The organism is Anaerosolibacter sp. (assembly GCF_029240175.1).
Taxonomy (GTDB): Bacteria; Bacillota; Clostridia; order Peptostreptococcales; family Thermotaleaceae; genus Anaerosolibacter.
Genome location: NZ_JARBTM010000005.1, coordinates 45250 through 65024 on the forward strand (window position 1 = coordinate 45250; position 19775 = coordinate 65024).

General features: G+C 38.1%; 21 protein-coding genes. 17 read left to right on the plus strand and 4 right to left on the minus strand.

Translation table 11 applies throughout. The features are described 5' to 3' along the window. The first annotated feature begins 18 nt into the window (after positions 1–18). From K0R93_RS04190 to K0R93_RS04200, 3 genes are all read left to right on the plus strand, one after another. Complete coding sequence (locus tag K0R93_RS04190; RefSeq protein WP_300298003.1) at positions 19–429, plus strand: iron chaperone; 411 nt, start codon at positions 19–21, stop codon at positions 427–429. A gap of 74 nt (positions 430–503) precedes the next feature. Next, entirely contained in the window at positions 504–1736 is a 1233-nt protein-coding gene (gene fliB / locus K0R93_RS04195) for a flagellin lysine-N-methylase (RefSeq protein ID WP_300298005.1), read from the plus strand. 88 nt (positions 1737–1824) lie between these two features. After that, on the plus strand, positions 1825–2238 hold the full coding sequence (locus tag K0R93_RS04200) for a hypothetical protein (RefSeq protein ID WP_300298007.1): 414 nt from the start codon (positions 1825–1827) through the stop codon (positions 2236–2238). A gap of 57 nt (positions 2239–2295) precedes the next feature. Here K0R93_RS04200 and K0R93_RS04205 read toward each other — a convergent pair whose 3' ends face one another. Then, positions 2296–3147 carry a methyl-accepting chemotaxis protein gene (locus K0R93_RS04205; RefSeq protein WP_300298010.1) on the minus strand — a complete coding sequence of 284 codons (852 nt, stop codon included), beginning with the start codon at positions 3145–3147 and terminating at the stop codon, positions 2296–2298. Between the two features lie 268 nt (positions 3148–3415). Here K0R93_RS04205 and K0R93_RS04210 point away from each other — a divergent pair, with 268 nt between their 5' ends. The 13 genes from K0R93_RS04210 (at position 3416) to K0R93_RS04270 (ending at position 16219) form a co-directional block, all read left to right on the plus strand. Continuing rightward, positions 3416–4291 (plus strand): nitroreductase family protein, encoded by an 876-nt coding sequence (locus tag K0R93_RS04210; protein WP_300298012.1) that lies wholly within the window; start codon positions 3416–3418, stop codon positions 4289–4291. A 39-nt stretch (positions 4292–4330) separates the two neighbouring features. After that, the gene (locus tag K0R93_RS04215) at positions 4331–4903 is read left to right on the plus strand and encodes a nitroreductase family protein (protein ID WP_300298015.1); all 573 of its coding nucleotides are present in this window, start codon (positions 4331–4333) and stop codon (positions 4901–4903) included. A gap of 71 nt (positions 4904–4974) precedes the next feature. After that, positions 4975–5547, plus strand: coding sequence for an HDIG domain-containing metalloprotein (locus K0R93_RS04220; protein WP_300298017.1), 573 nt, complete (start codon positions 4975–4977; stop codon positions 5545–5547). Positions 5548–5752: 205 nt separating this feature from the next. Beyond that, complete coding sequence (locus tag K0R93_RS04225; RefSeq protein WP_300298020.1) at positions 5753–6715, plus strand: AEC family transporter; 963 nt, start codon at positions 5753–5755, stop codon at positions 6713–6715. 240 nt (positions 6716–6955) lie between these two features. Continuing rightward, positions 6956–8092 carry a prephenate dehydrogenase gene (locus K0R93_RS04230; protein WP_300298023.1) on the plus strand — a complete coding sequence of 379 codons (1137 nt, stop codon included), beginning with the start codon at positions 6956–6958 and terminating at the stop codon, positions 8090–8092. Continuing rightward, complete coding sequence (gene aroA / locus K0R93_RS04235; protein ID WP_300298026.1) at positions 8067–9344, plus strand: 3-phosphoshikimate 1-carboxyvinyltransferase; 1278 nt, start codon at positions 8067–8069, stop codon at positions 9342–9344. The genes K0R93_RS04230 and aroA overlap by 26 nt, the downstream gene beginning before the upstream one ends. 14 nt (positions 9345–9358) lie before the next feature. Further along, positions 9359–10180, plus strand: a complete 822-nt coding sequence (gene pheA / locus K0R93_RS04240; protein WP_300298029.1) for a prephenate dehydratase — start codon at positions 9359–9361, stop codon at positions 10178–10180. Between the two features lie 14 nt (positions 10181–10194). After that, complete coding sequence (aroC, locus tag K0R93_RS04245; protein WP_300298032.1) at positions 10195–11334, plus strand: chorismate synthase; 1140 nt, start codon at positions 10195–10197, stop codon at positions 11332–11334. Positions 11335–11744: 410 nt separating this feature from the next. Continuing rightward, positions 11745–12305, plus strand: a complete 561-nt coding sequence (locus tag K0R93_RS04250; RefSeq protein ID WP_300298034.1) for a shikimate kinase — start codon at positions 11745–11747, stop codon at positions 12303–12305. 133 nt (positions 12306–12438) lie between these two features. After that, the gene (locus K0R93_RS04255; RefSeq protein WP_300298037.1) at positions 12439–13320 is read left to right on the plus strand and encodes a GNAT family N-acetyltransferase; all 882 of its coding nucleotides are present in this window, start codon (positions 12439–12441) and stop codon (positions 13318–13320) included. A 164-nt stretch (positions 13321–13484) separates the two neighbouring features. Then, the gene (locus K0R93_RS04260) at positions 13485–14408 is read left to right on the plus strand and encodes an MBL fold metallo-hydrolase (RefSeq protein WP_300298040.1); all 924 of its coding nucleotides are present in this window, start codon (positions 13485–13487) and stop codon (positions 14406–14408) included. A gap of 7 nt (positions 14409–14415) precedes the next feature. After that, positions 14416–15591, plus strand: a complete 1176-nt coding sequence (locus K0R93_RS04265) for an MFS transporter (RefSeq protein ID WP_300298042.1) — start codon at positions 14416–14418, stop codon at positions 15589–15591. 79 nt (positions 15592–15670) lie between these two features. After that, positions 15671–16219 carry a GNAT family N-acetyltransferase gene (locus K0R93_RS04270; RefSeq protein WP_300298045.1) on the plus strand — a complete coding sequence of 183 codons (549 nt, stop codon included), beginning with the start codon at positions 15671–15673 and terminating at the stop codon, positions 16217–16219. Between the two features lie 156 nt (positions 16220–16375). Here K0R93_RS04270 and K0R93_RS04275 read toward each other — a convergent pair whose 3' ends face one another. The 3 genes from K0R93_RS04275 to K0R93_RS04285 form a co-directional block, all read right to left on the minus strand. Beyond that, positions 16376–16960: a LysM peptidoglycan-binding domain-containing protein gene (locus K0R93_RS04275; RefSeq protein ID WP_300298047.1), complete on the minus strand. Its 585-nt coding sequence runs from the start codon at positions 16958–16960 to the stop codon at positions 16376–16378. A gap of 205 nt (positions 16961–17165) precedes the next feature. Next, positions 17166–18212 carry a LysM peptidoglycan-binding domain-containing protein gene (locus tag K0R93_RS04280; RefSeq protein WP_300298050.1) on the minus strand — a complete coding sequence of 349 codons (1047 nt, stop codon included), beginning with the start codon at positions 18210–18212 and terminating at the stop codon, positions 17166–17168. Between the two features lie 331 nt (positions 18213–18543). Then, positions 18544–18720 carry a hypothetical protein gene (locus tag K0R93_RS04285; RefSeq protein WP_300298053.1) on the minus strand — a complete coding sequence of 59 codons (177 nt, stop codon included), beginning with the start codon at positions 18718–18720 and terminating at the stop codon, positions 18544–18546. A gap of 201 nt (positions 18721–18921) precedes the next feature. Between K0R93_RS04285 and K0R93_RS04290 the strand changes: the two genes are divergently transcribed. Further along, positions 18922–19647 (plus strand): hypothetical protein, encoded by a 726-nt coding sequence (locus K0R93_RS04290; protein ID WP_330685014.1) that lies wholly within the window; start codon positions 18922–18924, stop codon positions 19645–19647. Positions 19648–19775: the final 128 nt, after the last annotated feature.

The following is a 19775-nucleotide window of genomic DNA, read 5'->3' on the forward strand; positions in this document are numbered from 1 at the left end:
CATACGAAAGGAGAAACCATGGTAGAAAACAAGATTACGGTTAAATCAATTGACGAATATATATTGCAATTTCCTCCTGAGGTTCAGGAGATACTAAAAGCGTTAAGAAAAGTTATTAAAGACGCTGCACCTGATGCAGAAGAAAAGATCAGTTGGCAAATGCCTACTTTTGTGCTGCATGGAAATCTAGTGCATTTTGCTGCCCACAAGAATCACATAGGATTTTATCCAGCCCCTAGTGGAATAGATGCTTTTAAAGAAGAATTGTCCGAATACAAGGGAGCAAAAGGATCAGTTCAGTTTCCTATCAAAAAGCCACTCCCCTATGAATTGATAAGCAAGATCGTGAAGTTTAGAGTTGCCGAGAATACAAAATTCGCTGAGGATAAATTAAACAAAAAAAGCAATCTTATGACTAATAATTCTTAGAATAAGTACGAAGGATATAGCAATAGACTAATGATGGGTTCAATCATTTTGTAATTGGGAGATTTTTTGAAAATATGATCATGAAAAAAGTAGTACAACCGAAATACTATAGTAAGTTTCAGTGTGATCCAATCAAATGCAATGAATCTTGCTGTGAACGGTGGAAAATAATCATCGATAGAAGCACCTATCAGAAATACATTGAGAGTGAACAAGAAATCATTAAAGAGATTGTACAATCGGGGCTTTCTATAAATGAGACATCTATCAATGATGAAGATTTTGCAGCTATTAATCTAAATAATGAGATGATGTGTCCATTTCTGAACCAGGATAACCTTTGTGAAGTATTCATCCACATGGGAGAAGACAGTTTATCGAAAACATGCAAGAGTTACCCTAGAGCTATTACCTTGGTAAATGATGTAGTAGAACGTGGACTGGAAATGTCTTGTTCAGTTGCAGCGGAACTGGCTTTGCTCAATGAGAATGGGATCGAATTCGAACATATAATGGATACTGTAGAATCGAGGGATTTTTATATCGTTTCACCTACCATTGAGGATTTGAAACAAATAGAAATAGCCAAGGAAATCAGAACAACGGTCATTGATCTTTTGCAGACTCGAACAATGGAATTAAGTAAAAGAGTAGTTGCTGTGGGTTATTTCTTAAATCAAGTCATAGATGGTATTGATTTTTCAGTTCATGATCACGAAGAAGTCCGATCTAGAATGAATAAAGCAAGAACGCTCATTGATCCGGGACAATTCAAAACTGGGAAAAATAATGAACAGCACCATGAAAGGAGGCAGTTTGAACATTTAAATATCCTGCTTTCCATGAAATTTAAAGAAGGCGACAGCATAAGGTTTTTTTCAAAACGATACATAGAGTGCTTGATGCAAGTCCTTGATGTCTTTGGAAAAGTGAAAGAGAAGGAACTAGAAAAACAGTATAGGAGAAGTTATGAAAAATATCTAAAACCCTATTTAGATGAAAAATCCTATATTTTAGAGAACTTTCTTGTTAATTATGTTTTTATCTACGGAATCGAACTATTCAAATTGAATAATATTTGGACTTCATACATGAAGTTATGTGTGGTTTACGGTTTATTCAAATTCAATTTGGTTGGACTAGCCGCCTATCATAAAGGGATGAATGATGACTTGGCACTAAAGCTGATCCAATCATTGTCAAAAACGATTATTACCGATAGAACATATTTGGACTCTGTGATTAAATATTTAGAAAAAGTAAAACTAGTGGAGCTTACGCAGGTAATAACGCTTGTAGAAGATTGATACTTGGCAAAAGGGTGATAGAATTCCCTTAAAAATAGGAAACACTAAGAAAAAGTATTATACAAGGGAAATGTGAAAGGATGTTAATATGAATACAATAACCTCTGAATCATTGAATCAATGCTTAGAATACTGCGAGAGTACCCAATTAGCTGCAACCAATTATGGAAGCTTTATTCGAGCTTTGGTGTATACGATGAAAGCAGAACTACCTGTTGAGATTATGGATAATGAAAGCAAAACCATTATCAAAGTTCAGCTAAAATTCTTCTCAATTGCATGTCCAGAGGGACAAGAGGGAAGCGCTGATAGCTTACAAATCGAATATGCCGTAATAGGAGATGAGGCATTAAAGACCCTGAACTTTGAAAAGCTAAGGCGGCTAGATATCGTTCAAGATATAAAAAGCAGTCCCCGTACCTTCTATAGATATTATATCAATCAAAGTAAAAAAACAAGGTATAGATTCACCTTTAACAGAAGAATTACTAAAGGCCAATAATATACTCTCCACTATAACGATATAAAAAATCAGAAGACCAGTTGGTCTTCTGATTTTTTATGAAAGCATTTTTGTAAAATTATCTAAAGAGATTGATATGTTCTCAAGTTCACTGGATAAAGATTGAACCATCTGGGTTTGATTCTTTGAGGAGACAGTATAAGATTGAATATTTTCTGAGATATTCACGATAATGTTTTGCATGGTTTTTAGGATGTCATCTATCTGATTAACTGAAGTAGCAGTACTTTCTGCCAATTTTCTAACTTCGTTGGCGACAACATCAAATCCCTTTCCCTCATTTCCTAATCTGGCCGCTTCGATGGAAGCATTGATACCTAATATTTTTGTTTGCTTGGAAATTTTTTGAATCAGGTCGATGATCTGATTTGTTTTCATTACATTGTTCTTTGCCTCAAATACCTTCCCACTTAAATCTTCTACAGTTTTTTCCTGTTTCTTTGAAGATGATGATATTTCCTCTAAAGCTGCTGAAGATTCTTGAAGACTATTATTAATTGTACTGGCCATGATATTGATGTTATCCATGAACACCTTTCTCTCATATTCAGAAACGATTACGTGACTGGCGATCATGGCTATTGGCTTCATTAGCTGAGGATCTCCGCTAATTCCTATAGCACCAATACGTGCATTTTTTGAATGAATGCCTACACTAAATCCAGGTCGTGTACCGCTCATTGTTCTTGCCATTTCTTCAGTTATAGCGATATGGTCAACCTTGCCTGCCATGATATCCTTAGCACCGGTGTGAATAGTTCCGAGTCTTTCTGGCTGGGTAGTAGCAATAATTTTCCCGCCTTCGCCAAAAATATGTGCATTTTGATTGGTTTCCTTATAGATTAATTCAACTAATTCTTGCGCGAACTTCGTATCAATGATAGACAATGCAAACCCTCCCCCAAAACATGATAAGAAAAAATTATTTAAGATAACTTAAGGAAGAATTCGACGTGAAATTTAAATTTCCTTTAAATTCTGATAATTATACATTTAAGGGAGTTTCGTATTGACCAATATATGAAACCTATTGCTTTATAAATCAATTAAGCGTATTATTTAGAAAAATAGGATAATAATCTTTTGGGGATACAAAAAGTAAAGATGTAAGACTTATATAAATCATAATAATGCCATCTTGAAAGGAAGTGTAGCTATGAGTAAAGAAAATAATCATCATTTTGAAAGACCTATAATGGAGGTTGTTAGAAACAGGTATTCCGTGAGAACCTACAAAGCAGAAAAACTGTCTGATAAGATGAAAAGCCAGTTAGATCAATATGCTGCAGACATTAAAGGTCCTTTTGGGCCTAAAGTGCGGTTGGAATTGATTAGCAGCACAGACATTCTAGAAAAAGCTGACGGAAAGATCGGTACTTATGGAGTGATCAAGGGTGCCCAGGATTATATTGCGGCTATTGTAGAAAATGGAGAAAAGGATCTAGAACAATTAGGATATGTGTTGGAAAATCTGATCTTATATGCAGCCTCTATAGGACTAGGCACTTGCTGGCTGGGAGGAACCTTTAAGAAAAGTGAATTTGTAAGACTCGTATCTTTGAAGGACAATGAGATAATGCCCATTGTTACACCTATAGGGTATCCAGGGGATAAAAAAAGTGTAGTGGAATCCTTCATGCGTTTTGCCGCAGGATCTAACCAGCGGAAACCGTGGAAAGAATTATTCTTTAATGAGCGTTTCAGTGTACCTTTGGAGGAGAAGAACCTACAGGACTATGCATCAGCCTTAGAAGCTGTAAGGCTGGCCCCGTCTGCTTCCAATAAGCAGCCATGGAGAATTTTGAAAAAAGGAAGAACCTATCATTTCTACTTAAAGACGAATAAGGGATATGGGGAAAAGCTAGGGTATAATATCCAGAGGATTGATATGGGTATTGCCATGTGTCACTTCCAGATGGTTCTACAAGAATCAGGTATAAAGGGAAGCTGGCGGGTAGAAAATCCCCAAGTAGATACCGCTGGATTAGAGAATCTTGCGTACACAGTAAGTTGGCAAGAAACCATTGCGTAAGGAGAAGAATTTGAAAACATTAAGAAAGGAGCAATATCAATGCTACGTGAACTAATAATCAAAAATAGGACGTATAGAAGGTTTTATGAAGATGTTAAAATAGAAAGGGAAACGTTAGAAGAACTAATTGATTTGGCTAGATTATCATCAACGGGAGGAAATCTACAGTCTTTAAAATACATAGTCTCCTACACTGAAGAAAAAAATAGTTTAATATTTCCTCATCTTAAATGGGCCGGATATTTAAAAGATTGGGATGGGCCAATAGAAGGGGAAAGGCCAGCCGGTTATATTGTCATCCTATTGGATAAAGGTATTTCAAAAAATTGCTTCTGGGATCATGGAATCGCCTGCCAAAGTATCCTTTTAGGTGCTGCTGAAAAGGGCTTGGGAGGCTGTATGTTTGGTGCCGTAGATAGAGAAGGACTTAACAAGGCTTTAGAGATTCCAGAACAATATGAGTTGCTTTTGGTAATCGCTTTAGGAAAACCTAAAGAAGAAGTTGAACTTGTGGATTTAAAAAATTCTCAGGATGTTAAATACTGGAGAGATGAGAATCAAGTACATCATGTACCAAAAAGGAAGCTGGAAGACTTAATATTAGATATATAAGACCCCCTTTACTTCATAGTCTTTCAATGGTATTATAGTAAGAAAATTTAGAAAAGGGTGGTAATGGAGAAATGATACCTACTAGAGAACAGGCTTTTGATTTGTTGAAAGAATACAATCAAAACGAAAGCTTAATAAGACATGCTTTAGCAGTTGAGGCTGTAATGGTCCACTTTGCAGAATTATTGAATCAAGAGAATAAGGAAAAATGGAGAATTGTGGGATTGGTACATGATCTAGATTATGAACAATATCCAGAGCAGCATTGCATAAAGGTAAGAGAGATTTTGGAGGAGAACCATTGGCCAGAGGACTATATTCATGCTGTTGAGAGTCATGGTTGGGGGCTATGCGTAGATGTTGAACCTGTGGAAACCATGGAAAAGGTATTATATACAATCGATGAGCTAACTGGGCTGATTGCTGCTACTGCTGTCATGAGACCCAGCAAGAGTATTCTAGATATGGAAGTAAAATCTGTGAAAAAGAAATGGAAGACAAAAGGCTTTGCAGCAGGGGTCAACCGTGAGGTTATTGAAAAAGGTGCAGAAATACTAGGTATGGAATTAGAGATGGTTATTGGAGAAACGATCAAAGGGATGCAACAGGCCGCTGAGGAAATTGGTTTGAAAGGCGATTTATAAAGACTAGAAAAGTGGGCCAATACCATCTATGGAAGTTGTTAAATTATATAAACCTTTGGATTAAAATGATATTTTAGTCCGAAGGTTTATTTTCTAGAAAAAACCATCCTATAGATGTATAATTATTATAGGTATAGTACTTTTATATAATTAATGGCTTTAAAAGACTAGGTGTACCTATTACATCTACAGGGGGACTGCAAGTATGTCAATATTTTTACACATTCTAAGCTACAATGTCGTGCCAATTTTTACAATGATTATACTGGGGTTTGTGTTGGGGAAAAAATTTGATTTGAACATATTCACTTTGAGTAAATTGAATTTTTACTTATTTGTGCCTGGATTTATATTTTATAATCTGTATACGAGCAATCTAAATGCCAGCATGCTGAAAGTCGTATTATTTTGTGTTTTATATATGACAACCAACGATTTATTATCAAGAATCATTGCTAAGATTCGAAAATACGATATAGGCATGACAAATGCTTTTAAGAATTCTATCATGTTTAACAATACTGGTAATATCGGTCTATCTCTTGTTACCCTTATTTTTGGAAGTGCACCCTATATTATCAATGGAGAAAAGCCATTTCTAAGTGAAGCCCTTGGGGCTCAGATCATTATCTTGGTATTTATGAATGTTACGATGAATACCATAGGTTTCTATAATGCAGGAAGCGCAACAATGAAAGCCAAGGATTCAATAAAAAAGATCTTTTCTATGCCATCGGTGTATGTTATACCGCTAGCGCTATTGCTTAGATACTTGAGTCTTGACATAACGTCAACTCCCCTATGGCCTGCCATCGGGTACTTAAAAGATGGACTAGTAGCCATGGCATTATTAACGTTAGGGGTGCAGCTTTCAAAGACAAACTTTGATTTTGGAAATAAGGATGTGCATATGTCGGTGTTTACACGGCTCATCATAGGGCCAATACTTGCATTAGGATTCATATATTTACTCGATTTTTCAAGGGTGACTGCACAAACCTTATTGATTTCCTATTCTGTACCTACAGCTGTAAATACGGCATTGATTGCCGTTGAGTGCGACAATTACAAAGATTTTGCATCTCAAGTAGTGGTGGTTTCAACGGTGTTTAGTGCGATTACACTTACTTTGGCGATTTTCATGGCTAGAATCATATTTCCGGTTTAAGCTTTTGAATAATAAATACAAGTAAAACATTCATGAATAGGATGTTCATAAGTGTCTTTTATCGATAATTTTGAAAGTTCCCTCAGGCGGCTGTTTTGAGGGAACTTTTTTTCTAAAAATATTTGACCTTATTGAAAAATTAAAAGCTATAAAAAAATATAACTTGACAGGTGTTTAAATATTCTGTAAAGTATTTAACTAAAATACAAAGTGTGGAATTACTTATAGGAGAGAAAGAATATGCAGCAATTTCAAGAAATCGCCATTATTGGAATGGGCTTGATCGGTGGTTCTTTGGCCTTAGCGCTAAAGAAATCAGGTTATAGTGGGACAATAATCGGCTGCGATGCATCAATGGAGTCTTTGCAACATGCAATGAATATAGGGGTGGTTGATAGAATCTATCAACAGCCGAAGGATGCCGTTATGAATGCTGATCTAGTCATCCTGGCTGTACCCGTTGGATGCTATGTCCAATTATTTGAAGAAATAGCACTCTATCTTTCTCCACATGTTGTCGTTACAGATGTAGGAAGTGTGAAAGGTCATGTGAAGAAGGTTGCCGAGAAGTATCTTCCCAATCATATACAGTTTTTGGGAGGTCATCCCATGGCAGGATCGGAAAAAGGTGGCATCAAGGCTGCTACACCTTTTCTCTTTGAAAATGCATACTACTTTTTAGCTCCAAATGGTAATACTGAAAGGGGCACCATTGAAAGGGTGGAGAATTTGGTGAAGAGAATTGGAGCCTTTCCTGTGGTTGTTGAAGCCCATGAACATGATAAAATTGTAGCACAAATTAGCCATGTTCCACATTTGGCAGCAGTATTGGTTGCCAATCTTTTAGAAAAAAGAAATAGTATTTCCTATATCCCATTTGTAGGCGGAGGTTTTAGAGATACGACCAGGATTGCTGCAGGAAATCCAAGGATGTGGAAGGATATATTCTTTTATAATAAAGACGCGATTGTGGAAGGGATTGAATCCCTAGAGGGAATGCTTCAAGATTTTAAAAGAAAATTATTAAACGCAGAAGGCGTAGCTATATTAGAAGAACTTGAAAAAGCCAAGAAAATTCGGGACAGCATTCCCCATACTGGAAGGGATTATATACCACCAATCTACGATCTTATTATCGACGTGGAAGACCGACCTGGCGTATTGAGAGAACTCACCCAAGTGATAGGGAATCATGATATTAATATAAAAGAAATTGAAATACTTCATGCTCGGGAGGGAGAGCTGGGAGCTGTACGTATTGGCTTTGCTTCCATGATGGAGCAAGAGAAGGCATTAAGGGTGTTAGAAATAGGAGGTTTCCCGCTAACCTACCGTAAAGGAGAGAATGAAGATGTTTACAACCCACAAAATTCATAAAATAGAAGGAAAAATAACAGTTCCTGGAGACAAGTCCATCTCCCATAGGGCAGTGATGTTATCTAGTATTAGCAAAGGTAAGGGCCGAATTAAGGGATTTTTGAGGGGAGAAGATTGTCTTAGCACCATAGCCTGTTTTCGAGGACTAGGTATTGAGGTTGAAGATAAAGGTGAGGAAATTGTAGTTCATGGAAAAGGCCTATACGGTCTTGAAGAGCCTCAAGATATATTGGATGCAGGAAATTCCGGTACGACCATGCGGCTTCTTTCAGGTATATTGGCAGGACAAGAATTCCTATCCATTATGACAGGAGATAGCTCCCTTAGAAGGAGACCTATGGCAAGGATCGCTGTGCCTTTACGTCAAATGGGTGCAAGCATAGAAGGTCGGAACAATGGAAATCTCGCACCTTTGGTGATTAGAGGAGGTAATTTGAAGGGGATTGATTATGCCTCCCCTGTGTCCAGTGCCCAGATAAAGTCTGCGATTCTTTTGGCAGGGCTTTATAGTGAAGGAGATACGACCGTGAGAGAAGAGATTGTTTCCCGGGATCATACGGAAAACATGTTAAAATCATTAGGAGCCAATATTCACGTAGAAAATGGAATCGTCACTGTAAGAAAGTCTGAGCTCTATGCCCAGGACATACAAGTGCCGGGAGATATATCATCAGCTGCCTTTTTTATGGCAGCAGCCGCCGCTCTACCTGGGTCTCATTTGATCATCGAAAAGGTAGGCTTGAACCCTACTCGGACGGGAATGATTGATGTCTTAAGGGATATGGGAGCAGATATAGAAATTGATAATCTATTTGTCAGCGGTGGAGAGGAAATCGGAGATATTATGGTTAGGGGTAGAAATCTGAAGTCTGCTAGCTTAACCAAGGAGATTATCCCAAGACTAATCGACGAGATTCCTGTGATTGCAGTAATTGCTGCGGTGGCTGAGGGGAAAACCATCATCACTGGCGCTGAAGAATTAAAGGTGAAGGAGTCCAATCGTATTACATCCATGGTAACAGAGATGAAAAAACTGGGGATTCAAGTGAGAGAGCTGCCAGATGGCATGGAAATCGAAGGACCAAATGAAATCAGGGGAGGAAGGGTTGAGAGTTATGGAGATCATCGCATTGCCATGGCTATGGCAGTTGCAGGACTTTTTGCCAATGAACCTGTAGAAATTGAAAACAGCGAATGTATAGCTGTGTCCTTTCCGGACTTTGAGAAGAAGCTAAAGGCGATTACAAAATAGGAAGAAGGGATCAGATGATGTTGGGGTATTTAGGACCGGAGGGTTCCTATAGTCATACTGCTGCAAGGCAATATGCCCGTGATGGTATATTAGTAGGGATGAAAAACTTTAAACAGATTATCACCGCCGTGGAGGAAGGCACGATAGAGGAAGGCATTTTACCCATTGAGAACTCTACGGAAGGTGCAGTTACCCAGGTGATGGATCACTTGATGGACACGAGTAATTCAAAGATTAACGGGGAACTTATTCTGCATGTAAGGCATAATCTTTTAAGTACTGGTGAAAATGTTGAGGAACTTCGATATGTATTGTCACATCCCCAGGCTTTGGAGCAATGCCGCGAGTTTTTCGAGAATCATTACCCCCATATTCAGCTGACCTCATGTGAAAGTACTTCTTATGCGTGCAAAATAGCAAGGGAAAAGGGATTGGGATATGGTGCCATAGCCAATAACTTAGCAGCAAAAAACCATGGTTTAAAAATACTCCATAAAGATATTCAGGACAACGTCAACAATCAGACGCGATTCGTTGTCATAGGCAGAGAAAATGCTGCTGCAACGGGAATGGATAAGACTTCTATTGCATTCTCCTTTCATGAGGATTTTCCCGGCAGTTTGTATCGTGTGTTGAAGGAATTTGCAGAGGAAAAAATTAACCTCACCCGGATCGAATCCCGACCAGCCAAAACAGAACTGGGGAAATATATTTTTTACGTTGACTTTGAGGGGCATCAAGAAGACGCAAAATCGAAGATCGTATTAAAAAATATAGAAAATATAACCAATAAATTAAAGATTTTTGGATCCTATCCTATGGGAAGGGTTTATTAAGGAGTGATGAAGGTATGTTCCGATTGCTTTCCGCAGGGGAATCCCATGGCAAAGGATTGGTAGGTGTCTTGGAGGGATTTCCGTCCAATGTAAAGATTGACATAGAAGAGATTAATAAGGATTTGGCCAGGAGACAAAAAGGCTATGGCAGAGGCGGAAGAATGAAGATTGAAAAAGATCAGGTTAGTATCCTTTCAGGTATAAGAGGGGGAATGACCTTGGGGAGTCCTATTTCTTTTCTCATCGAAAATAAAGATTATGAAAACTGGGAGTCGTTTATGAATCCTGTCGCGGTGGACGAAGAAACAAGAAAGGTCACAGCACCTAGGCCAGGCCATGCGGATTTAACAGGGGCGATAAAGTATGGGTTTAAAGATATTCGAAATGTATTGGAAAGAAGCAGTGCAAGGGAGACAGCAGTGCGGGTGGCAATCGGAAGTCTTGCACGGCAGTTGTTAGAACCCTTTGGCATACAGGTTGTCAGTCATGTGACTGCCATTGGAGAAACATCTCTCCCTGATAAGGTTGAGGATATAGGAAAAATCAGGATGGCAGAGGCTTCAGAGGTAAGATGTTGTGATGCTGCCGTGGAATCAGCGATGATTGAGGAAATAAAAGGCGCAAAGGAAGAAGGAAATTCTTTAGGTGGTATTTTCGAAATTCATATTACGGGTGTACCAGTAGGCCTTGGCAGCTATGTCCAATGGGATAGAAAATTGGATGCAAAGCTGGCTCAAGCCCTTATGGGTATTCAAGGCATTAAAGGCGTGGAGATTGGCTATGGCTTTGAAAATGCTCAGAGAAAAGGTTCCTTGGTACATGACGAAATCTTCTATGAAGAAAACAGGGGTTATTTTAGAGGCAGTAATCACGCGGGTGGGATAGAAGGGGGCATGTCCAATGGAGAAAATATCATCATCCGATGTGCGATGAAGCCCATTCCCACCTTATATACCCCTCTTCGAACGGTAGATATTGAAACACTGGAAACGGTTTTGGCAACAGTAGAAAGAAGTGATACCTGCGCAGTACCTGCAGCTTCTATCGTTGGGGAAATGGTGTCAATCACTGTGATTGCTCAGGAATTTCTCAGAAAATATGGTTCGGATTCTTTTGATGAGATTATGAAGCGATGGAATAATGATGCTAGATGAGAGATTCTTATATTGTCATAAATTATCGGTATGGATGTATTAGACTCCAAAAAGTTTTTAACAGTAACAAAATATTGACTTGACACATATAGAATTATTACATAAAATATTTGTTAATATTCTAAAAACTTAAAAAGGTGATTATTGATGTTAGAAAAAACCACAAGAGGCTATGAAAACTATATCTTTTATTTTAACTTTTACTGGGGCTTTTACTTTTACAGCGCTGGTTATTTTGCATGGAAATTTAATAGATATAGCAGGCTCTTTCTAAGAGATGATTTTCAATATAGATTAGCATTGGCTTAAGGTCAAGAAATACGAATACTTTTCTATACAAAAAAAGGAGATTCTTAGATGAATCTCCTTTTTGATTTCGTAAAAACCAATAAAAAAGAGGAGGTATTATGTTGATAATAAGTAGAAGGCTGCAGTCTAAAAAGCTTATTCCAAATAATATTGTTTTAACAGGATTCATGGGTACTGGGAAATCTACGATAGGAAAAGATCTGGCAAAAAAGCTTGAAATGGAGTATGTGGACACCGATGCTTTCATTGAGAATCGGGTGAATATGACAATCAAAGATATATTTGAAAAGTATGGAGAAGACTATTTTAGAAGTACGGAGAAGCTGATCATTGAGGAAGTAAGCCATTTGAAAAATAAAATTATCATCTGTGGTGGGGGTGTAGTGCTCAATAAAGATAATGTAATGAACCTAAGAAAGAATGGAACCATCATATTGCTTAAAGCACAGCCTATGACTATCTATGAAAGGTTAAAGCAAGATTACTCAAGGCCTATATTGGTATTAGATGGAAAAATATGTTTGGAGAAAGTAGAGGCACTATTGAAGCAAAGGGAAGAAGCGTATAGGAGCGCCGCCCATGTATTTATTCAAACGGATGGCAGGCAAGTAGATGAAATCAGCCAACAGATCATTGCCCTGTTATACGAGGTTAAAAACTAGCATTCGCTTTTGGAAATGTTACAGTTTCAATTAAATACTGCGCAATCTTCAAGATGGTCTTTTATACTACGAGAGAGTATGAGATAATGGGAGAAAAGTCAGAAAAATCACATGGGGAGGCTGAACGCAGGGGATGGGATATAGTATAAAATTAACTGAAAAACTAAACAAACATGATTATGATGATATCAATCTACTTCAAAATATTTGCTTTGAAGTAGATCAAACAGCACTAAAGCTAGAGCTTGCCTATAAACTAGGTAGATCAGAAGGAAGTGATCCGAGTTTAAACAACATCAATGAATTTATGTATTATGAAAAGGATAATCTTGTTGGGTATATTGGAATTGGTGATTTCGGTGGTGCTGCCCTAGAAGTAAATGGCATGGTGCACCCTGACTATCGAAGAAGGGGCATATTTAAGAGATTGTTTTCTTTGGTAAGTGATGAGTGGAACAAAAGGGATACCAAAAACATGCTTTTACTGAGTGATCCTAATTCTATCGCTGGACGGGAATTTATTCAATATACAGGTGCCCATTATAAGAATTCTGAATATGAGATGTTTTTGAAGAGGAATGGAAAGACAGATTCAATTATGCACAATGTGACCTTGAGAAAAGCTTCAAATAAAGATGCAGAAGAGATTGCAAGGCAAAACGCAGTATATTTTGATATAGAATATAAAGAAGAAGATATTACTTTGCCTGAAGAAGATGAGAGGTGTGGCTTGACTGCATATTTAGCAGAGATTGATGGTGAAATGATTGGAAAGGTTAATGTACAGCTGCTCGATGGCGTGGGAGGTATCTATGGATTAGGTGTACTTCCAGCCTATCGTGGAAAGGGATATGGAAGGGCAATATTAACTTGGGCAGTTGAAAAGCTCAAGGAAAGTAATGCGAAGGAGATCATGCTTCAGGTGGCTGTGAAAAACAATAATGCTTTGAACCTTTACAAATCCTGTGGTTTTGAAGTGACATCTACAATGGATTATTATGAAATTAGCAGATAACAAGCATAAGTTCCCATGAATATAATGGGGACTTTTTATTAGAGAAAAAATCTGAAAATAATACGGGTGAATCTCGTAATAGGATGAAGGAATATGATCGTAGTTTAGGGAATCATTGTATAGGAAAAAAATCGAAGCTGGAAGTTATGCTAGGAGAGAATGAAATGGAAATACAAAACATAAAGGGAAATACATATTGCATTGATACGCGAATGACATGCATACCTTTTTACAAAATAAATGATCAGGATATTATTATGCTTGATTCGGGGTGGGCAGAAGGGGAACAAAAAGGAATCGATGGGCTTCTTGAAAAAAATAAATTCAAGGTGGTTGGTATTATATCTACCCATGCCCATATAGACCATATAGGTAATAATACATACCTAAAAAATAAATACGGCAGCATTATTGCCATGCCAGCTTATGAAGCTTATATTTGCAGTTCTATGGTAAATCTTAAAGCTTACTACAGCGGCCAGACATTGTCTGATCTTGAGAAGCATTATGGACATATGATTTGTGAAACGGATAAGATGATTATAGATAGCCAAGATCAAGTAGATCTGTGTGGCGTCAAGTTTAGAATTCTCCATACACCTGGACATAGTCCTGCCCATATATGCGTGATTACCCCGGATGATGTTGTTTACCTAGGAGATTCCCTCATAAGCTATGAAGTAATGGCGGGAGCAAAGATGCCTTATGCCTTTGTCTTAAGGGAAGATTTAAAAAGTAAGGAAAGACTATATGACGTAAAGGGCAGTAAATATATTGTGGCCCACAAGGGTGTTTATGATGATATTACGAAGCTCATAACGGACAATATCAATTTTTATAAGAGCAGAGCAAAAAGTATTTATGATGTCATAGAAGGTACCATGACCATGGAAGATATTATGAAGGCTGCGATTAAGTCTTTCAATATTCATCTGAAAACTATACATAAATATGTGGTAACAGAAAGAATGTTAAGATCCTACGTGGAGTACTTAAATGAAGAGGGCATGATCGAGCTAATCATGGAAAATGGATTCCTCAAATATTCAAAGAATATAACAGAACTTTCACAGCAGAATTTGGAGTGATAAATCAATGGGTTATATTGAAAAGGGTACAAAGGAATTTCTGGACACCAATGTTGCGTTATTTGCCGGTGGATTTAATACATTTGCAATTTTATACAGTACACAGCCAATACTTCCGTACCTCACCAAAGAGTTTGGCATATCGCCAACCATGGCCAGTCTATCCTTGTCAGTGACCACCATAACCCTTGCGGTGAGTATGCTGGTGATGGGGTCCTTATCAGAGGTATGGGGAAGGAAATCCATCATGACTTTTTCTATTACAGCTGCATCCATCTTGGCCATATTAACTTCTTTTACTCAAGGATTTGCTTCACTGCTTGTCATAAGGGTTTTGCAGGGAATTGTTTTGGCTGGACTTCCTGCAATTGCTATGGCTTATATCAGCGAAGAGGTTGAGAAGACAAGTCTGGGTATGGCTATGGGACTTTATATAAGCGGTAATTCTATAGGCGGAATGGGCGGCCGTATTATCATAGGCTTTCTTACAGATGCTTTTCATTGGAGGATAGCCTTGGGCAGCATTGGGGTTATCGGTATTGCAGCTAGTTTGTTATTTTGGCTGAAACTACCACCCTCTAGGCACTTTGAGGCTCGGGAGTTCGAAATAGGGAAACTATTAAAATCAATGGAGAGTCATTTGAAGAATCCCGGTTTGCTACGCTTGTATTGTATTGGATTTTTATTGATGGGGGGTTTTGTTTCATTATACAACTATATAGGCTTTCAATTGATCGATCCCCCATATTCCCTTGACCCAGCCCTCGTAAGCTTCATCTTCGTAATCTATATTGTAGGGACATTTAGCTCCACCTGGATGGGACGATTAGCCGATAATCATGGTCATCACAAAGTGCTTAGATATGCAATTTTATTAATGTTTGCTGGAGCTGCTACAACACTAAATATGGATCTAGCTTTAAAGGTTTTTGGCATTGCCCTTTTAACTTTTGGGTTCTTTGGGGGTCATTCCATCGTTAGCAGCTGGGTTGGAAGGTTGGCTTCCCATGACAGGGCACAAGCTTCTTCTCTTTATTTGTTTTTCTATTATGCAGGGTCTAGTGTTGGAGGGACTTCTGCTGGTATCTTTTGGACGAACTATGGGTGGGGTGGGGTTATCAGTATGATTACATGCTTTTTGATATCTGCGCTCTTTCTCTCAACTCGTCTTTCATCAAGATAGAGTATGCTTGAATCCCTGTGGTGTAGGTTAAGTATAAACATATGGAGATAAAGGATTGCATGGATGTGGAGGAGAATATATGACAGATATTGTATATAGACAATTAACATTAGAAGAATGTGAACGAATCAATGAAATGAATCCATCCCAGTATATTGGCAAAGCCTGGAGAGAGGTAGATGGAAAGCGCCAGTTGGTCGAGATTAATTATCATGATACAGATTGGCCCAATGGTTATGAACATCATTTAACCCATTTAAAAAGAACTATTTTAGATGGCGGCAGTGCAATTGGAGTTTTTGACAGCAAAGACAAGTTATTGGGCTTTGCAACTGTGGATCGAGCGTTCTTTGGTAATAAATTTAACTATGTTTTATTGGACCAACTATTTATTACGTTAGAGCACAGAAATAAAGGAATAGGTAAAAAGCTGTTTATGCTTTCTGCAAAAGCGGCGAAAGCGTGGGATACGGATAAACTATATATTTGTGCTGGATCTGCCGAGGAGACAGTGGCATTTTACTTTGCAATAGGATGTAAAGAGGCTGAAGAAATAAAGAAAGAACTATATGAAAGCGATCCAAGAGATTTTCAGCTAGAGTTCCCCTTAAGTTTGGTGAATGATTAATGGCCATAGCGAATGTAAGTTATGATTGCTCATAAACATGAAAATGGGGAGAGCCCTTTCGGTTGGGGCACGAAAGGGCTCTAGTGTAGAAATCTCTCAAGAAGAAATTTCAAAAATAATTATAACATACATTAAAACTCAATACAAAATAGTTTACTACGTCGATTGCAGCTGACAACTTCCACCTCGAATTACAGCTTCCAGGACTGGAGCACCAGATATTCCTGTTATTGAATTGGAAGGGCGAATGACCAACCGTGAGTTTGGAATGATGGAAGCAACCGTAGGGATATCTATTCTAGTTGACCAGGTTGGTGGGTCTAAGGGTGTAGGAAAGAGTTGGTTACCGAAGCCGCCAATATCGGGTATCAATATTTCACCGATATATATATCAAAATTGCCGAACATTGCAGGTTGTGGCAATGTTGCTGCAAAGGTTACCGACTGACCTCCCCTAGGAGCAAAACCCACATAAGCTACGCCCCCTGTTCCAAAAGGTACACGGGTTGAAGGTGTTAAAATGATTGAACAAGGATAGGGTATTCGCCCAGGAACACAAAGGACATCACCAGGGAATATGATGTTGGGATTTGGAATATGAGGATTATTTACTGCAAGGGCTTCTATTCTTACTCTGAACATTTGCCCGATCATAAAAAAAGTATCACCTGGCTGAACCGTGTATCTTCCTTGGAATGCAGGTGGACAATTTTGAGGAACTCGTGATTGCTGCCTAAACATAAACGATACCTCCAAACTATATGTTTATTTACATAGATTAAAAGTTAAGCATGATCTCAACCTTTAGAAATTGATAGAATATAATATGAAATAGAATGGAAAAATTCAACCCCCATCTTGTGAATTTCCTCACTTTGAGAAGAAAAATCACGGGATAGGGGTTAAATATATTCAGGATTAAATTCTAACAATGATATGTAAAGGATTATTTAACAGGAATCACAACTTCTACGCGGTTTTCATAAGCATTAGCCACAGCGCCTAGGAAATCGCCATGAGCATCTCTAACGGACATGGTAGCACCGGAAACCACGTCAGCAAGGACAGCCTTTTCTGCGTCAGTAAGCTTGGCTAGCTTTGCAAGCTCATCTTCTTTTTTTGTCGAAGCTTTTATTGGGCGACCTGCTGCAGTTGTATTCTTTTGGAACCATTCTTCTAACTCAGCTACAGTTTTGCCAACAAAGAATTTTTGGAAGAAATCCATTTGCTTATACCATTCATTGGATGGATTCATATGGTAGCTGTCTCCACGTTGACGCTTTGTTTGCCATGCAGCAACTTCAGCAGCAGCGGATTCTTTTGTGTTAACAGATACACCAGACACTTTTTCGGTATCGTGATCTGTTACATTGTACCCTTCTTTATCAGGCCAACCTGAGAAATGAGGCATTGATGCACCGTCATAGTTTGGTGTAGAAACTTCATAACCATCTATGTATACGCTAAGGATTCTTCCTTCTGCATCGAAGGTAGCTTGAGCCATAGCAATATTGAAGCTATATACCGGTACGCCTTCACTGTCTGAGCCAGGGCCATTTCTGAAAGCAGTAGTATATCCTAACCCTTGATAAACTTTCACGTTTCCAGCTGGAGCAGGAGCTGCAGCAGCGACTGGAGGCGTATGCTTAACAATGATTTGTTGGCCTACAGATAATTGATTTGGATTCTTTAATTGTGGGTTAAGTGCTAAAAGCTGTTCAAGGGTAAGATTATGCTTCTGGGCAATCTTCCAAAGAACATCACCGTTTACGACGACATATACCTGGTGGTCCCCTGAAACAGGAACTACTGTTTCAGTTTGTGTTACCTTGGGCGTTGTTGCTTTTGGAGCCGGTGCAGGTTTAACTGGCGCTTCTTCTACCCATGTAGTAGCTGCGGCAACAGTATCTACATGGGATGGTGGTTCAGCATAAACTACGGCTGACGATAGGAGAAGCAACAGTGTTAGAGTTTTTGCAATTTTCTTTTTCACGTGTGATACCCCCTACAATAAATTTAGCGTTGATTAACTTTTCATGAAGAATTAAAATTAAATTTCACAAAGAATTAATCGCTGATTAAATATTAGCACCTTTTGGAAGAATATTCAATTTATTTCCTGCAACACCAATCGATAAAATATGTCAAAAAATTAGAACTAGAGGGAGATTTAGCAACCTTACATTCGTGTATGGGTTTTAGAAATACAAATGAACTGAACTGGATAATATTTTACATGGAGTCAGAAAAAACACCTTACTATGAATGTATCATAGTAAGGTGTTTGTGGTGCATTGGTTCATGAGAGTCAAACCTAATAACGACTAGTCTTGGTATCCAGATAGTTGTTGTTGTGCAGAATTAAGTGAATTTATTGCTTGTTGAATTCTATTCTTATTATCTTGCTTTTCCGCTGAACTAAGAGCTTGTTGTAACGAGCTAACTGCTGTTTGAACAGTGGCCATGGTTTGATCAACTTGTTGCTTTGCTTTTCCAGGCATAGGTTTCACCTCCTTGATTTAAACACCTCAGAAATAGTATGATCTAAGTTCAAAAATCTATTCATTTTCTTTTATCTATACGTATTAGATAATCATATTCAATATTAATGAGTTACGATGATATGGGTGTACGTTAGCACATCTTCGCCAGAAAAGACATATGATAACAATAAATCTGAATTACTTTTGGAGGGGAATTGTGTGTACAATTGGTATCGTAATCCAAACCCGATGAATCCAAGAATTGTGTATTCTACGTGGGGAGATGTAAACGGTGATGGTATACTCGATCATGTCTATCTTACTGGAGTAACAACTCCTGATAGTCCATTTACTCAGAAAATTACGCTTATGATTCAAGACGGGAGTACAGGGATGACTCAACATGTTCCTCTTAAATCTGATGCTGGATATAATCCAACGCTGTTTTTAGGGGATTTCACAGGTGATGGGATAAAAGATATACTGATCAGCATTAATTCTGGTGGAAGCGGTGGAATCACATACTATTATGTGTATTCTGACGTCATGAACACACCTAGGTTGCTATTTGACTATGAAGTCTTTAACGATGCCTATAAGTATGATGTAGCCTATAAAGACCATTACAAGGTAGAAGTTGTTAACACCACGGAGCATACAAGATATTTGATTGATATCTCTGACAGAGGAAAAGACTACCTGAGTGAAATATATGATAAAAACGGTAAGCTGAAGGCACCTATTGAAGGTTGGGTAAATCCTTTAAGCGGTCTTTATCCAGTCGATTTTGATGGAGATGGTGTATATGATCTGTTTGGATTCCAAAAGATTGCAGGCAGGTACAATGCAGATTCATTGGGCTATGTTCAAACCACGTTGTATTGGGATAAAAGGCAATTTAATCTTTTAGACCAGTATGTAGCTATTTTCGGGTCAAAAAAATAGCATGTGATAGGATAAAAAGGGTTTTATATTGATAGTTAAGATAGAAATTCGCCAGAAAACTGAAGGGAAGTCCTTCAGTTTTTTTGATGCTCAGCAAATATTACAATTCCATGATAAATGGTTAAAAG

Excerpts from the sequence above, each read along its gene's own strand:
- K0R93_RS04190 (WP_300298003.1), top strand. The coding sequence starts at position 19 with ATGGTAGAAAACAAGATTACGGTTAAATCAATTGACGAATATATATTG.
- fliB (WP_300298005.1), top strand. The coding sequence starts at position 504 with ATGATCATGAAAAAAGTAGTACAACCGAAATACTATAGTAAGTTTCAG.
- K0R93_RS04200 (WP_300298007.1), top strand. The coding sequence starts at position 1,825 with ATGAATACAATAACCTCTGAATCATTGAATCAATGCTTAGAATACTGC.
- K0R93_RS04210 (WP_300298012.1), top strand. The coding sequence starts at position 3,416 with ATGAGTAAAGAAAATAATCATCATTTTGAAAGACCTATAATGGAGGTT.
- K0R93_RS04215 (WP_300298015.1), top strand. The coding sequence starts at position 4,331 with ATGCTACGTGAACTAATAATCAAAAATAGGACGTATAGAAGGTTTTAT.
- K0R93_RS04220 (WP_300298017.1), top strand. The coding sequence starts at position 4,975 with ATGATACCTACTAGAGAACAGGCTTTTGATTTGTTGAAAGAATACAAT.
- K0R93_RS04225 (WP_300298020.1), top strand. The coding sequence starts at position 5,753 with ATGTCAATATTTTTACACATTCTAAGCTACAATGTCGTGCCAATTTTT.
- K0R93_RS04230 (WP_300298023.1), top strand. The coding sequence starts at position 6,956 with ATGCAGCAATTTCAAGAAATCGCCATTATTGGAATGGGCTTGATCGGT.
- aroA (WP_300298026.1), top strand. The coding sequence starts at position 8,067 with ATGTTTACAACCCACAAAATTCATAAAATAGAAGGAAAAATAACAGTT.
- pheA (WP_300298029.1), top strand. The coding sequence starts at position 9,359 with ATGATGTTGGGGTATTTAGGACCGGAGGGTTCCTATAGTCATACTGCT.
- aroC (WP_300298032.1), top strand. The coding sequence starts at position 10,195 with ATGTTCCGATTGCTTTCCGCAGGGGAATCCCATGGCAAAGGATTGGTA.
- K0R93_RS04255 (WP_300298037.1), top strand. The coding sequence starts at position 12,439 with ATGGGATATAGTATAAAATTAACTGAAAAACTAAACAAACATGATTAT.
- K0R93_RS04260 (WP_300298040.1), top strand. The coding sequence starts at position 13,485 with ATGGAAATACAAAACATAAAGGGAAATACATATTGCATTGATACGCGA.
- K0R93_RS04265 (WP_300298042.1), top strand. The coding sequence starts at position 14,416 with ATGGGTTATATTGAAAAGGGTACAAAGGAATTTCTGGACACCAATGTT.
- K0R93_RS04270 (WP_300298045.1), top strand. The coding sequence starts at position 15,671 with ATGACAGATATTGTATATAGACAATTAACATTAGAAGAATGTGAACGA.
- K0R93_RS04275 (WP_300298047.1), bottom strand. The coding sequence starts at position 16,960 with ATGTTTAGGCAGCAATCACGAGTTCCTCAAAATTGTCCACCTGCATTC.
- K0R93_RS04285 (WP_300298053.1), bottom strand. The coding sequence starts at position 18,720 with ATGCCTGGAAAAGCAAAGCAACAAGTTGATCAAACCATGGCCACTGTT.